11 protein-coding genes and 2 pseudogenes are annotated in these 13,164 nt (G+C 58.2%); 4 read left to right on the forward strand and 9 right to left on the reverse strand.

Annotated elements, in window-relative coordinates:
- Nucleotides 1-78: 78 nt before the first annotated feature.
- The 3 genes from ACS5Q1_RS08815 to ACS5Q1_RS08825 all read right to left on the reverse strand — a co-directional run bounded on the left by ACS5Q1_RS08815 (nt 79) and on the right by ACS5Q1_RS08825 (nt 5,082).
- Nucleotides 79-2,178 carry a PAS domain S-box protein gene (locus tag ACS5Q1_RS08815; protein ID WP_473097795.1) on the reverse strand — a complete coding sequence of 700 codons (2,100 nt, stop codon included), beginning with the start codon at nt 2,176-2,178 and terminating at the stop codon, nt 79-81.
- Nucleotides 2,179-3,593: 1,415 nt separating this feature from the next.
- On the reverse strand, nt 3,594-3,983 hold the full coding sequence (locus ACS5Q1_RS08820) for a response regulator transcription factor (RefSeq protein WP_473097796.1): 390 nt from the start codon (nt 3,981-3,983) through the stop codon (nt 3,594-3,596).
- Between the two features lie 442 nt (nt 3,984-4,425).
- A complete protein-coding gene (locus ACS5Q1_RS08825; protein ID WP_473097797.1) occupies nt 4,426-5,082 on the reverse strand; it encodes a response regulator transcription factor in 657 nt (218 codons plus the stop codon).
- Nucleotides 5,083-5,278: 196 nt separating this feature from the next.
- Here ACS5Q1_RS08825 and ACS5Q1_RS08830 point away from each other — a divergent pair.
- Nucleotides 5,279-6,245, forward strand: a pseudogene (locus ACS5Q1_RS08830) (IS5 family transposase).
- Between the two features lie 326 nt (nt 6,246-6,571).
- Nucleotides 6,572-6,790 (forward strand): hypothetical protein, encoded by a 219-nt coding sequence (locus ACS5Q1_RS08835; RefSeq protein ID WP_473097798.1) that lies wholly within the window; start codon nt 6,572-6,574, stop codon nt 6,788-6,790.
- 160 nt (nt 6,791-6,950) lie between these two features.
- On the opposite strand, the gene ACS5Q1_RS08840 is transcribed toward ACS5Q1_RS08835, so the two are convergent.
- From ACS5Q1_RS08840 to ACS5Q1_RS08850, 3 genes and pseudogenes are all read right to left on the reverse strand, one after another.
- Nucleotides 6,951-7,217: a hypothetical protein gene (locus ACS5Q1_RS08840; RefSeq protein WP_473097799.1), complete on the reverse strand. Its 267-nt coding sequence runs from the start codon at nt 7,215-7,217 to the stop codon at nt 6,951-6,953.
- 26 nt (nt 7,218-7,243) lie between these two features.
- Nucleotides 7,244-8,136: pseudogene (locus tag ACS5Q1_RS08845) on the reverse strand (pirin family protein).
- Nucleotides 8,137-8,612: 476 nt separating this feature from the next.
- Entirely contained in the window at nt 8,613-8,999 is a 387-nt protein-coding gene (locus tag ACS5Q1_RS08850; RefSeq protein ID WP_473097800.1) for a hypothetical protein, read from the reverse strand.
- A 363-nt stretch (nt 9,000-9,362) separates the two neighbouring features.
- On the opposite strand from ACS5Q1_RS08850, the gene ACS5Q1_RS08855 reads away from it, so the two are divergent.
- Complete coding sequence (locus ACS5Q1_RS08855) at nt 9,363-10,622, forward strand: MFS transporter (protein WP_473097801.1); 1,260 nt, start codon at nt 9,363-9,365, stop codon at nt 10,620-10,622.
- A gap of 146 nt (nt 10,623-10,768) precedes the next feature.
- Here the strand turns inward: ACS5Q1_RS08855 and ACS5Q1_RS08860 are convergent, their stop codons facing one another.
- Together ACS5Q1_RS08860 and ACS5Q1_RS08865 are read right to left on the reverse strand one after the other, a co-directional pair.
- Nucleotides 10,769-11,062: a site-specific integrase gene (locus tag ACS5Q1_RS08860; protein WP_473097810.1), complete on the reverse strand. Its 294-nt coding sequence runs from the start codon at nt 11,060-11,062 to the stop codon at nt 10,769-10,771.
- A gap of 60 nt (nt 11,063-11,122) precedes the next feature.
- Nucleotides 11,123-11,752 carry a DUF6173 family protein gene (locus ACS5Q1_RS08865; protein WP_473097802.1) on the reverse strand — a complete coding sequence of 210 codons (630 nt, stop codon included), beginning with the start codon at nt 11,750-11,752 and terminating at the stop codon, nt 11,123-11,125.
- 134 nt (nt 11,753-11,886) lie between these two features.
- Here ACS5Q1_RS08865 and ACS5Q1_RS08870 point away from each other — a divergent pair, with 134 nt between their 5' ends.
- Complete coding sequence (locus ACS5Q1_RS08870) at nt 11,887-12,735, forward strand: universal stress protein (protein ID WP_473097803.1); 849 nt, start codon at nt 11,887-11,889, stop codon at nt 12,733-12,735.
- Nucleotides 12,736-12,928: 193 nt separating this feature from the next.
- Here the strand turns inward: ACS5Q1_RS08870 and ACS5Q1_RS08875 are convergent.
- Nucleotides 12,929-13,164 (reverse strand): hypothetical protein (locus ACS5Q1_RS08875; protein WP_473097804.1); only part of this gene is annotated, 236 nt, incomplete at its 5' end.

Consider the following 13,164-nt stretch of genomic DNA (forward strand, 5'->3'; position numbering starts at 1 on the left):
GGTCTACAACTGGACGGCATAGCTCCCTCAGCCGGAAGCGGCGATGGGAGCAGTGGGGTGATTGGAGGGGTTCATCCCTCAGCTATGCGAGTGCTCCGTCGCTCCTGGGTTAGGCTGGCTGTGCCCTGTCGCCTCAGCTGCAGCATTCGTAAGCTCCCCGAGCAAGAGGCGCATTTGGCAGGCCAGACCCTCAGGCCGATACTGCATGTCGAGGCTTCCCGCCAATTCCCGCTGGACGGTCCGTTTAAGCAGGCGCGTGCCAAAGCCAGCGACGGTCGGCTCTCCAACTCTGGGGCCGCTCACTTCCAGCCAAGTAATGTCAAGTGTCGTTCCGCCGTCGTCAATCTCGGACCTCCACTCTACCAAAATGCGCCCAGTTGGCACCGATAAAGCACCATGCTTGAGAGCATTTGTCGCAAGTTCATGAAATGTCATAGCGAGAGCGACGGCCGCTCTCGGGGGCAAATCCACGTCCGACCCAGTTAAGGTATACTGCTGTTGAATCCCAAAGGCTCCAAGCTCGGCATTGAGGATCTTGCACAGTGAGGCTGCCTCCCAACCGGTCTCATTGAGAAGGTTATGAGCGCGGGACAATGCCAGTAGACGAGCCTCAAACCGATCACGGGCGATTTCCGGAGGCAACCCTTGGCGGAGCGATTGCCAGGCAAGCGACTGGACGGTGGCGAGCGTGTTCTTTACTCGGTGGTTCAGTTCATCGACAAGGAATTTTTGTCGCTCCTCGGCTCGCTTACGCTCGGTGATGTCCTCCACGATCCGAACCGCATAGAGAAAGTGGCCTGAGTCATCCCGTACCGCGCTGCTTGATACGCGGGTCCATCCCTTTGCTCCGTCTTTGCGGACGTGCCGTTTTTCGATGGTATAGACATCAAGCTTACCCGCGATGTGTCGGAAGAATAAGTCGCGATCGGCCTCCAGCTCAGCGCCAATATTCGCATGGGTAAAGTGCAACCCCAGCAGCTCCTCCCGGGTATGACCGGTCAATTTGCACCGCGCCTCGTTCACGTAGACAAAGCGCCCCTCTCGATCCACCTCGGCAATCCCGACAGCTGCGTTTTCTTGCGTCGCCCATAGGCGACCTTCGCTTTGGCGCAAAGACGCCTCCCGCTGTCGCAGCTTCGAGGATGCCGCCGAGAGTGCACGGCTAACATTGTCGACCTCGTACAAGCCGGTATCCAGCGGCACCACTGGGGCGCCTATTCCAAGCATCCGCGCCTGATCGGCGAGCACTTGAATGGGAGCGGTAATACGCTGCCCGAATCCCAACGCAAACAGGCAGGAGAGGCCAGTAAGTGCTAGACCTAGTGTCGCAGCGGCCCACAAAGATCTCTTCAGCGGCTGTTCGGTAACCTCGCTTCTTACCCCGATGACCGCTCTCCAGCCCGACAGTCTGGATCGAGTATAGGCTGCCAAGACTGTGGAGCCCTCCTGAATCTCCCCTTCCCAGGCACCTTCATCTGCAATCGCATTGTTATGCAGGTCTTCCGTGGCAAGCCTGCCGACAAAGTCGTCATACTGCCAAGAGTGGGCGATAATCCGATCAGCGCGATCGACCAGGACGACCATACAGTCGGCTGGAATGCTTTGCGTTTGAAGGAATTTGGCAAAGCGCTTCGGTTCCAAGACAACGGAGAGGACATGAGTGCCCTGACCGTCCCTCAGCACCGGCACCCGAACATCTACAACGAAGCCCCCAGAGATTTGACTAACGAACAAGTCCTGAATGAAGGGGCTCTTTGTGTTGATCACCTCTTGGTCGATCCGAAGATTCACGTCCTTCGGAAGAGATGTATCCCAGGGAAGGCGGGTATTCACTGCTTGTTGACCGGTGGTGTCTCTGACGACAAGAGCGTAGATCCCGGATTCCTCAGGAAGCATTGAGCGCAAAATAGTATGAGTTCGTCGATGGAAAGCTTCGTACTCGCTGTCGAAGGACGCTGCTGCAGCAAGTGCTTGAGCCGTCGCAGGCACCTCCGTAAGCTCACGGTCGACGGCAATGATGATCCGCTGCGCTGCGTCAGGCGCATCGCGTTCATAGCAGCGGCTTTCGGCCTCGGTGAACCAGACAAGCACAGCTGCAAACACTAGAACAGGGAGTATGAGAGCAATGTTGAATGCCAGTAAGTGTTGGCGGATTGAGGAGCGAAACAGCCGTTTCATAGTCCACGACACACCGTAAATACAGGCATTGACTTCCGGCAAACTCGGAACCCATCGCATTGAAATCTGTGACGCAATGATGCTGGGCAGTCCGCCCGGCCAGGCGCCGATCTAGCACAGTCGATAGTGTATTGACTTGGAGTCACGGCAACCGGCTCGTTTCACGGAGAGAGGCGGCTTGGCGCTCATATGCGCTGATGAAAGCACGTCTTCCCAAACTCATCCAAAACGTTCCGCACGTCAAAATATACAGTCAAAATGTATTCGCCAATGCGCGTCGTGGGACCGTCCCGACTTCCTCTTCGGACGACGTAGTGCGACACTGAATCCCTATACCTGACTGACAGGTTGAGTTCGTCCCGACCACTTAATGATAGACCTCGTGACGTTGCTTTGCCTTCAACACAAGGTTTACGGCAGTAGCTAACTCGGACTCATCAAATTCAGAGCAGCCACAACTGTCGACCGTTGAGCGGGTCGCACGAGAGTAGATCTCTAGCCAGAACAGCGGCCGGCCATCTGAGAGATTTTCTTGAGGAAACTCGGTTAGGCGTACATCAAGAGAGCCGAACCGTGCAACTAGAGTCGTTCGAGATCCAGTCACATCTCTGGCACTAAACACAAGCTTAACATAAGCACGGATTATCTTTTGCTCAATTTCGTCGGGGCAGAGATCAGATGAGAGTAGGCCAACTGGATGCGTTGCACTGTGCCAGGACATGCGGTTCTCCAAACTGATGAATGCTTTTCGCGTTGGGATGAAATTACCGCTCAATAACTGGACGCTGCACCAAGCAGTTATCGCGCCGGTGTGCAGACCGCCCAGTACTCCGTGTGAAATCACTTTGTATCGACTGCTTACCTGAGAACCATGGACGCCCTACAGTCGCATTTTGCGTAGCCCGTCTCTGCTTCCCGATGCGGATATGAGCGCCCTGCTAGGCAGGCTATGCTCTGCCAATCCCGTGTGGCACCGTTTCTAGTACGGTGGCCAGTGTAGTTCCCCTTTGATCACACCTATAGAAGTCTCTGCCAATTCGCCTAACGGCCGCTCAACGACGACGAAGTTCAAGTAAAGAATGATGTGAAGGTAGCACGTCCCACTGTCATAGCTCGATTGTCCTTGCGGAAAGAATGACAGTCGATTGAGATTAGATACACTATACTTTGGTTTGGAAGGAGCGCACAATCCTTCATAGACGCTTTCGGTCTCATTGCCACCGTAGCCGAATGTGCAGCTTAGATTCAGCCGGATAGTATACCGGATGAGACTGAACGGAAACGGATGACGAGCGTAGGAGCTGGGCTGCGTGTGCTGGTTCCATTACTTGGTGCCATGACGAGTCAGCCATCGGCCCAATGGTGTTTCCAGCTCTTCGCGTTAACCCTCGGGAGGCGAACTATGCCTGAAACTGTCACATGATCCCGCCATCACCATCCCGATTCAGAGCCATATTGAGGCATTGGATCAAGGTCCGCTCGTCAAACGGCTTGCCCAGAAAGCAAATGGCTCCAGCCTCAAGCAACCGCGTCCGAAGTCTCTCTTCAGGAAAAGCTGTAATGAAGATAATCGGAGTATGCTGGCCTTGGGCATTCAAGAGGCTTTGCAGCTCGATACCACTTATGCCCGGCATTTGAATGTCTGTAATCAGACAGGAGGTTTCGTCGATGTGGGAGGAACGCAGAAACTCTTCGGCGGATTGGAACGTGTGAATAATCAATCCGAGCGAACTCACAAGGCTCTTCATCGCAGCGCGAAGGGACTCATCATCGTCAATGACTGAAATGACCGGAACGTTGGACAACGGTCCGCCCTCCTACCTTCGAGGATAGAACGCCCTGCGACTAGGAAACCATCGTAACTGGACCGAGTATGATCAGAATATTTTCGGATGAAACCATACTTAGGTTTTAGGCGCTGTGGCTCTGAGCATCAGGCGATTGCACTCCGATCCTTTACATGTTCAGCATATTCCTCCATTCAGAAGACATGAATGCACCATTAAATCCTGGGATCAAACATCTCTCGAGCAGCAGATCTTACCTGCCTCGTTCAGAATGCGCGTGGGTCCTTTGACCGAAATAACCGAGCTCTCTTACAATTTGATTCTGTATCTTTTTCCCACTACGGCTGGAGGACACTTTCCACCGCTTTTCATTTCTCATCAGCCTGCAGCAGAAGGCGCACCATGTGGCAGGAAGCGGCGGCAGGTCGAATCCCGCCGCCGCGGTAGAGGCCTCGGGGAACTACCGCGAGACCGGCGAGTGGACTCCCAACAACTCGGCCATTCTCACCAGATCGGCCAGCGAACGTGCGCCCATTTTCCGCATGACTTGGCCGCGGTGAATCTTGACGGTAATCTCGCTGAGTCCCAATTCATTCGCAATTTGCTTGTTCATCATTCCGGTAGTAACCCAGCCCATCACCTCTTGTTCGCGCTGGGTCAGGGTGTCAAAGCGCGCCCGCACGTCCGACAATTGCTTTTGAACCTGCCGCCGCTGACGATCGCGCTCAAGCGCTATGGCAACTGAATCCAGCATATCCTGGTCGCGAAACGGCTTAGCTAGGAAATCGACGGCTCCAGCCTTCATAGCTTTCACCGACATTGGGATATCGCCATGGCCCGTCATGAAAATGATAGGAATATGAATGTTCGCCTTGGCTAATTCGGCCTGGAAGTCGAGACCGCTCAGTCCCGGAAGTCTGACGTCGAGCACCAGGCAACTGGCTACATTGACTAGGTTGCTTTGTAGCAATTCCGCTGCCGAACCAAACATCTCAGTCCTGAGCCCCACTGACCGAAACAGGCTTCTGAGCGCTTCGCGCAGAGCTTCATCGTCTTCAACGATAAATATGATCGGCTCTTCGGCAGTCGCTCCCGGTGGAGCTTGACGATATGGCATGAGATCCAGTCCAGATAAGAGACGATGGCTGCTGAAAAATAGCACCTCATAGGGCGCCTGCTAAAGGAGACTAAAGGCTTGATGGCAGCGTACCGTATAATTATGAGTTGGGCCCGCTTTGTTGCACGAATAGGCGGGTTGGTAACTGGAACCGGATCACATAGGAGGACTGTGCCCTTCCCGCCAGATGTCTCTCGTGCCGTTCGAAGCCAATGCCACTCGTCGGCACCGTATACCCAAGCAGTGGTATCGGATGACGAATTGGGCGGAGTACGACGCGGCCCTGCATCAGCGGGGCAGCCTCACGGTCTGGTTCTCTGACGAGGGGATCACCGTCTGGCGGGCTGAGCCCCGAAGGAAACGGGGTGGTCAACCACGCTACTCGGCTCTGGCAATCAAGACAGCCCTGACGCTGCGGGCGGGGTTCCGGTTGGCACTGCACCGGACGGAGGGCTTGACCGATTCTATTCTCCAGCTCCTTGGCTTGGATCTGGCTGTCCCAGACCACTTGACCCTGAGCCGGCGTGCCGAAACTGAAACCCTGAAAGTTCCACGGCCACAGTCATGCACCGGGCCCATTCATTTGCTGGTGGACAGCATAGGCCTGCAGATGGGTGGATCCGGCGAGTGGCTGGTCGGGAAGCACGGCACCCAGAAACGTCGGTCCTGGCGCAAGCTGCATATCGGCGTCGATGCTGATACCGGAAAGATCTTCGCCTCAGAGCTGACGACCAGTGATGTCGACGATGGCTCGCAGGTCGCGCCCTTGCTCGACCAGATACAAGTCCTCTGGCGTCTCTCACCGGCGACGGAGTCTACGATCAGGCCGGCATCTATGCCACCGTCGCCAAGCACCATCCTGATGCTGACGTGATCGTTCCTCCACGCTCAACAGCAGTGCCGAGCGACATGGCGGAGAGCATCCCGACCCAGCGCTCGGCATCTCAAAAGCATCGCTGAGCATGGACGTGTACGCTGGCAGAAAAGGTCTGGGTACACTCGCCGGGCTCTGGTGGAGACCCCATCATTCGCTTCAAACGAGTGATCGGCGCTGCCCTGCGCTCGCGAGCGGATCGGCGTCGCCCACCGAAGTTACCCTCGCCATTCATGCGCTGAACCGCATGCTTGAGCTTGGTCGCCCGAAGTCCGTCCGCATCGCTTGAAGTCGGGCTCCGGATGCATTCAATGCGTGCACAATCCGATCCATGCAGCAGAGCACTACACCAATGTCCGATAAGTAGGGTTACGGACATTGCCAACGGCTCTCAACAATGCAGCCAAAGCGGCCTGACCGGCGGACGTCGTCACCGAGTCTTCCGCGAGCGATATCCACGAAAAGGATCTCCGAAACATTGACCGGTCACAGGCTGCTCGAGGGATCCTGCGGGCGATCCTGCGTGAGGTCAAACTCTATCCTTCTCACGGCTGCGGGATCCCATTTGCTGTGCAAGTTGGTCTATAGTGAGCCCCGACACGCGGAGGGTTAGCCTTGGCCACCTATGTAGTCGCCATCAGGCGTGAGGTCCGGTCGGAAGGGGCGATGGCCGAGGACTGGGTCCGCCAAGTGCCTGGCGTGCTCGTTAAGGCTGCAGGCAATCCAAGCCGCGTCGCAGTCGAGGCATCGCCTCAGGCCATATCCGATATCGAGCGTCGCTTCGGCGACAAGCTCATCGTCGAGACAGAGATTCGTCACAAGCGCCTGCTGTAACCTGATGGGCGACTGGCAGGCGGTACGTGCATTGAATTGCGCGCATGGGTGCATTGACGACATGGGAGTCCACAATCAACCGGCCTGACGTCACTATCTTTCGCATTCGCGCGTTCTCGACGATGGACGCAACGGTTCTCTGGAAAGAGGGCGGCCCCTCTCAACTCAAGGCCGCTGGGAACAGCGGTCTTTTCTTTACCGTCCACCGCATCAGGGCGTGACTTGAATGGTGAGCATCGGACCAGATCAGGTGGAACGGGAAGCGCGGGCGCTGCTCAAGGAAGCGATTGAGCGCTCTGGCTGGTATCCCATCCTCTCCGGTGCGGAGCGAGACACGCGCATCGAGCAGGATGTCGAGCGCTACTGGCACGTGATGGCGCAGGAGGCGGCCCGCCGCCTCCTCGACCGCTTTGAGGCATGCTCTCACGTCGCCTATCACAGAGCGGGTCTGGCTCAGGACATCGGTTCTGGAGCAGGTCTCGGGTCTTCGGGCAGGGGGATGAACTCCTGGTCATCGCCCAGCGGCAGATGAATGCGCCCGTTCTGCCAGTCCGCTTTGGCCTGCTCGATTCTCTCCTTGCGCGATGACACGAAATTCCACCAGATGTGCCGTGGCCCCAGAGGTTCCCCGCCCAGCAGCATGACCGTCGAGGCTTCAAGGGCGGTCAGGACGGGATCCGAGCTGCCAGCGAAGACCAGCATCTGCCCTGGGCCATATTCCTGACTATCCGCCTCCAGCCGGCCCGTCACCACTAAGCGGCCCGCTCCGGATACTCGCTGGGCAGGCCGATCCGGCCGCCGGGCTGCAGCTCGGCATGGATGTAGAACAGGGGTGATTGCGTCCTGACCGGATTGGTCAGCCCGAAGGCTTGTCCCGCAATGAGTCGGGCCGAGACACCCGGTTCCCCGAACACCGGCAGGTCCTCAGCGGCATGATGGACAAAGCTCGGCGCCATCTCCTCCTGGGCTTCCGGGAGAGCCACCCAGGCTTGGATGCCATGCACCCGCCCGCCGCTCTGCCGGATAGGGCCGTCGAACCGCTCGGAATGGCTGATGCCCCTGCCGGCGGTCATCCAGTTCACCGCCCCAGGCCGGATAGCCTGCTGCGCCCCGGTGCTGTCCCGGTGCGTGATCGCGCCAGCGAACAGGTAGGTGACGGTCGAGAGCCCGATGTGAGGATGGGGGCGCACGTCGGTTGTTCGAGGTATGTGCGGTGGCAGGTCCACCGGTCCCATATGGTCGAAGATGAACGGTCCGACCATGCGCCGCCTCATGAAGGGCAGCACTCGGCCAACTTCGAAGCCGCCGAGATCCTTTCGCCTCGCGGCAATCACCAGATCCAGCATCCGCCCCTCCGTTCTGAGGTCCAACCCCAGCCTAGCCGGGATAGTTGGTCCTCTCATAGTCACCAGAATGCCGTTTCTTCCGAAATTATCAGCGCTTCCGCGCAAGGTAGGGAATCACGAGCCTCCCGGAGGCAAAGTTCATTCGGCCGACATTACGCGGGTCCATTAGACATCTGCAGTACCCTCGAAAGGTTTGAGCACTGGACACTGATCGTCAAACCTCAGGCTGGGTGGGAGGTCTTGGTTCCCGTTGCGGCCAATGAAACTGCATGGGCACGGAAGCGCTTTGATGCCTCTGGTGCGACTATTTGTTTTAGGCTGGTCAGTGAACGGTTGCTCTGAGGCTGACTGAGCAAAGCAGGCTGCCTTCCGACAAAACGCCATCGAGATGGCACTCGTCGCGGAAGCAGCGGAAAAGACAAAAAGGGCGGTCAACAGGACCGCCCTTTTACTCTGCCTGATGGCTGACGGAGCTATTACCAGCCGCCGTAATAGCCTGGCCCATAATAGGATCGATCATAGCCGTAATCATAGGTTCTGACGACCCGACGTGGGCGATAAACCGGGCGTGGCTCGTCATAATAGCGCACCACACGCCGCTCCCGATAAACCGGTCTGGCGTAGTATCCGTCGTCATAGCCATAGCGGTACGCCGTGACTGGCGCAGCGTACCCATAATAGGGAGCTGGAGCGGCATAGGCTTGCGACGCAGCCCCAGCGATGATGGCGCCGGCGGCCAAACCCACGACACCGGCCGCGACTGCAGCTCCAGCCCCACGCCTGGAACGAGCCTCGGCATCGGATGCCGAGAAGCTACCAAGGGCCAGGACGCCTGCTGCGGCAAGAATTGCGACCTTACGCATCTGAAGTCTCCAGAAGAGTTCCGAGTCTGAGAACGCAACACACCAATTGGCAATGATTACATCACCTTCACGCTGAATATCGTCTGAACCAAAGTATTCTGTTCTGTTCAGTAACAGATCAGCGCAGCGTCAAGGGGAGGGGGTGGAAGCGCTGCGCTTGGTCCGCTTCGGCGCTTAAGAGCGGACGTCTGTTCAGCGATCGGAACGTGAAAATCTGACCCGAAGGCGACCCAAAGAACGCAGGGATGCTCGCGTGGTTGACAGGGATAGGTAGCGGACATTTACTGAGCCCATGGGGATCGCGATCTCCCCACGAGGCGGCATGCCTAAGTATCGCGTCCTGTTTTCGGAAGGGGACGCCGCATGCCATCATTCAGCACCATCGAAGCCGAACCCCGCTCCGAGGCGAGCGTCCGAATCCATTCGAACCAGGGTCTGCCGCCGGACATTAAGCGGGTTCTCTGGGCGCGCTCCCTGCGGGCGTTCGGAGATGGCTATGTCGCGATCCTGCTGCCGCTCCATCTGGCGCGCCTCGGCTACGACGCCTTTGGCGTCGGGGTCATCTCGACCGCGACCCTGCTTGGTTCCGCGCTGCTGACTCTTGCCATCGGGCTTATTGCTTACCGGATCCCCCGCCGCCGTGGCTTGCTCGCCGCAGGCCTCTTGATGGCCATGACGGGGCTGGGGTTTGCTAGGCTTGAAGGCTTCTGGCCATTGCTTCTGATTGCCTTTGTCGGGACGTTGAACCCCTCCGGCGGCGACGTCAGCATCTTCCTGCCGCTCGAGCATACCGTGGTGGCTCATGTGGCGGCAGATGAGGAGCGAACGGCGGTGTTCGCGCGCTACAGCTTCGTTGGAGCGTTCTTTGGCGCTCTGGGAGCGCTCTCGGTCGGCGTGGTGGATTGGCTGGCTCCGATCATTTCGCCATCGATCATAGTGACGGCCCTGTTCGGTCTGTATGGCGGCATGGGGCTGCTTACGATCTTTCTCTACCGCCATCTGTCGCCCCGGGTGGAAGCTAGCACTGACAACCCACCCGCACCACTCGGACCATCGCGCGGGATCGTTTACCGTCTGGCTGCCCTGTTCTCGGTCGACGCCTTTGGCGGCGGGCTCGTCATCAACTCCTTGCTGACGATCTGGCTCAGCGAACGGTTCGGCATCGGCGTCGCCACCATCGGGGCGATCTTCTTCGTGACCAGCCTGTGCTCGGCGGTCTCGTACTTCGCGGCGGTGCCGCTGGCCAAACGGTTTGGGCTGATCAACACGATGGTGTTCACGCACCTGCCGTCGAGCCTGTTCCTGGTCCTGACCGCCTTTGCCCCGACGATCTGGATCGCGTTCGGACTCCTGATCCTCCGGGGCCTGCTGTCTCAGATGGACGTGCCGACCCGGTCCTCCTACGTCATGGCGGTGGTCCGACCGGACGAGCGCTTGGCCGCCGCGAGCGTGACGGCCGTGCCCCGGAGCTTGGCGTCGGCCGTTGCCCCACTCCTATCCGGCTGGCTGCTGACCGCATCACCGTTTGGCTGGCCGCTCGTTCTCGCGGGTGTCCTGAAGGCGGCGTACGATCTGGCTCTGCTGCAGCAGTTCTCGGCCATCAAACCGCCCGAGGAGAGGTGATCGGCCCGAACGGCCTAGTTTGTCTTTGACACGTCCATTGCGATCCATCCACAATCCTGTCTCGCCAACGCCTGCGACGGCGGCCTTCATGATCGTTTTCAGGTATGTCCAGGGACATCCGCCAAGGGGCAAGGAGGTGATCATGCTCACTTCTCCTCCTCGTCACTAAGATAGGAGTCGACGATCTCTCCAAAGCGCTGGGTTGCCGTGAAGCTCTCAAGGCCGATGTAGAAGTTCATGGTGGTCTTCAGGCTCTTGTGTCCAAGGATCCCGCGCACGAACTCATAATTGCCCGTCTCGCGCTTCAGGATCAGGGCAGCGGCGGCATGGCGGAATTGGTCAGTGCGCATTCTCAGGCCCGTCGCTTTCTCGACAGCATTGGTGATCTGCTCGCTGAACATGCTCGGCGTCTTGAACGATCCTGTCTCTCCGGGAAACAGCCAGAACTCATTGTGCCCTCACAGGAGCGCGGGCCGTTGAGACGGCATGGGCGCGACGCTTCAGGCTTTGGATGCGCTTTGAGCCTGTGATTTTTTCGCCTGTCCCAGGTTCTGTTCCAAGAGGAAGCCGATGCGGCGCGGCTCATCCTCTTCCTTCAGCTTGGGAAGGGCCGTGAGGAGAAGGCTCAACTGTGTATAGTGCTGGATCAGATGAACGGGGCGTCCATGCTGGTTCAAGCCTGAGAAAATCAAAAGGTCAGGGTTCGAGTAGGCCACGGCGAGAATATGAAAGGCGTCGGCTCCAACCCCGGTCGGGAGATAGCCGCCTATCTCCTCATTCGGATTCAGTCGATCCTCAAAGGCTTTGATCTGGTCCACTAAGCGCACGAATACCCAGCCCGCTGGATTTTCATTCCTGGCATTGCACTCCGCCTCGTGCGCAAAGGATTGGTGCACTGAGGCGTTCAGGGACGAGAGGAGTTCAGTAGGGTCACGGGTCATGTCCATTCCTTTGCCTGCCCCCATAATACCGTTCCATGTCGGTTTATGAACTCTCCCGGAAATGCCCCGTTGGGGATCAGCCTGAACGGGATCGAGGTTGAGCCGGTCAAGGAGACCTGTGGTGCAGCTCTCGCAAAGATATAAGACCCAAGGCCCGAGAACGTGCGATGCTGTCATCGTATCGAGCAAGACTCCACGTCGGAGTCAAAGTTCTAGCTTGGCCGCAGCCGAGGATAGGTCTTCCCTCAATGTTCTTGCTATAATCCCGTACGAGCGGGACCTGCAAAGGCCCCGACGCTGCACCTAGGATCGAGGAGGCGGGTATGGCCTTCAAAGCCTCAGCCTTTAAAGACTTGTTGCTTCTGACCCGCCAGGGCACGGAAGCCGGCAACCGCTATGCACTGTGGCTGGCGGACATGTGTGGCGCGAGATTGACCGTGACCTCGCCGGCGATCAGTCCCGCTCTGCCTCCCATGGTCTCGGTGGAGATGCCAGGTAACCTCCTCTCCCGGATGCAGGAAGAGATTAAGAAGGATGCGCGCGGTGCACTTGAGGCTTTTTTGGAGAGGGCGAAGCAGACGGATGTCACCGTGGAAACGCTGACGCTCGAAGCCTCGAGTGGAGACCTGGGCAGAGAGGTCGGTCGTCTCGCGCGGTATTTCGATGCCGTCGTTCTCGAGCAACCGAATCCTGAGGGCCCTGATACGTCTGAGGTTATCGAAGCTGTGCTCTTCGGGTCAGGGCGGCCGGTATTGATCGTCCCCTATATCCACATGCTCCATGTTCCCCCACAGCTCAGAACAGTGCTCGTCGCATGGAACGAGGGGCGTCCGGCCGCCCGCGCCATCGCGGACGCCTTGCCGCTCCTCCAGATGGCTGATCGGGTGGAAGTTGTGACCGTATTAGACACCGACCCGATGGGCGTCAGGCATGCGTCAGCCGACACGATGGCACAGCACCTGGCTCAGCACGGGATCAACGCCGATGTGAAGACCCTTGCCAGGGGGACCGTTGATATTGGCAACACCCTTGTTTCGTATGCCGCGGATGTCAGCGCAGATCTGATCGTGATGGGCGCCTATGGCCATTCGCGCCTACGGGAGATTGTGCTTGGTGGCACGACCCGTACCATCCTCCAGTCGATGACGGTCCCGGTGCTGATGGCCCATTGAGCTTGCTGCCATTAAGGGAGCCACTTTTCACTCGTGTCCTTGTCTTTCAGGTGAGACTTTTCACATTTCATTTGAGACTGGCCAACCGGTTCACGCTGGATGACGAAACTCCCATGGCAGGCTCGGAAGCCTCCCTTGGCTGGAGGCCGCTCCTGGGCGGATCACTGAGATGGCGCGACCGTTTGTTTGCACTTCATGTGGGATCGAATGTGGGGCTGCTAGCCTCCTCAGTCTCACATGAAGCGCACAAACTGCCGTCCAAATCGCCGAGCCTCATCATGAAGTGCAAATCGACAGGAGCATCTGCGACCTCGGTCAGCCCGCGTGCGGCCATCGCCGCGACAAAGGCTGGCGGAATCAGGTGGTGATGGACATCAATGCGGGCTGAGAAGGTCGACATGACGGTCTCCTTCGCGCTGGCGGGTCGAG

This window comes from Microvirga sp. GN3 (genome assembly GCF_055792825.1).

Bases quoted from the DNA above. Each gene is read 5' to 3' on its own strand.
- ACS5Q1_RS08850 (WP_473097800.1), bottom strand. From the start codon at position 8,999: ATGCGTAAGGTCGCAATTCTTGCCGCAGCAGGCGTCCTGGCCCTTGGT.
- ACS5Q1_RS08825 (WP_473097797.1), bottom strand. From the start codon at position 5,082: ATGCCATATCGTCAAGCTCCACCGGGAGCGACTGCCGAAGAGCCGATC.
- ACS5Q1_RS08870 (WP_473097803.1), top strand. From the start codon at position 11,887: ATGGCCTTCAAAGCCTCAGCCTTTAAAGACTTGTTGCTTCTGACCCGC.
- ACS5Q1_RS08815 (WP_473097795.1), bottom strand. From the start codon at position 2,178: ATGAAACGGCTGTTTCGCTCCTCAATCCGCCAACACTTACTGGCATTC.
- ACS5Q1_RS08855 (WP_473097801.1), top strand. From the start codon at position 9,363: ATGCCATCATTCAGCACCATCGAAGCCGAACCCCGCTCCGAGGCGAGC.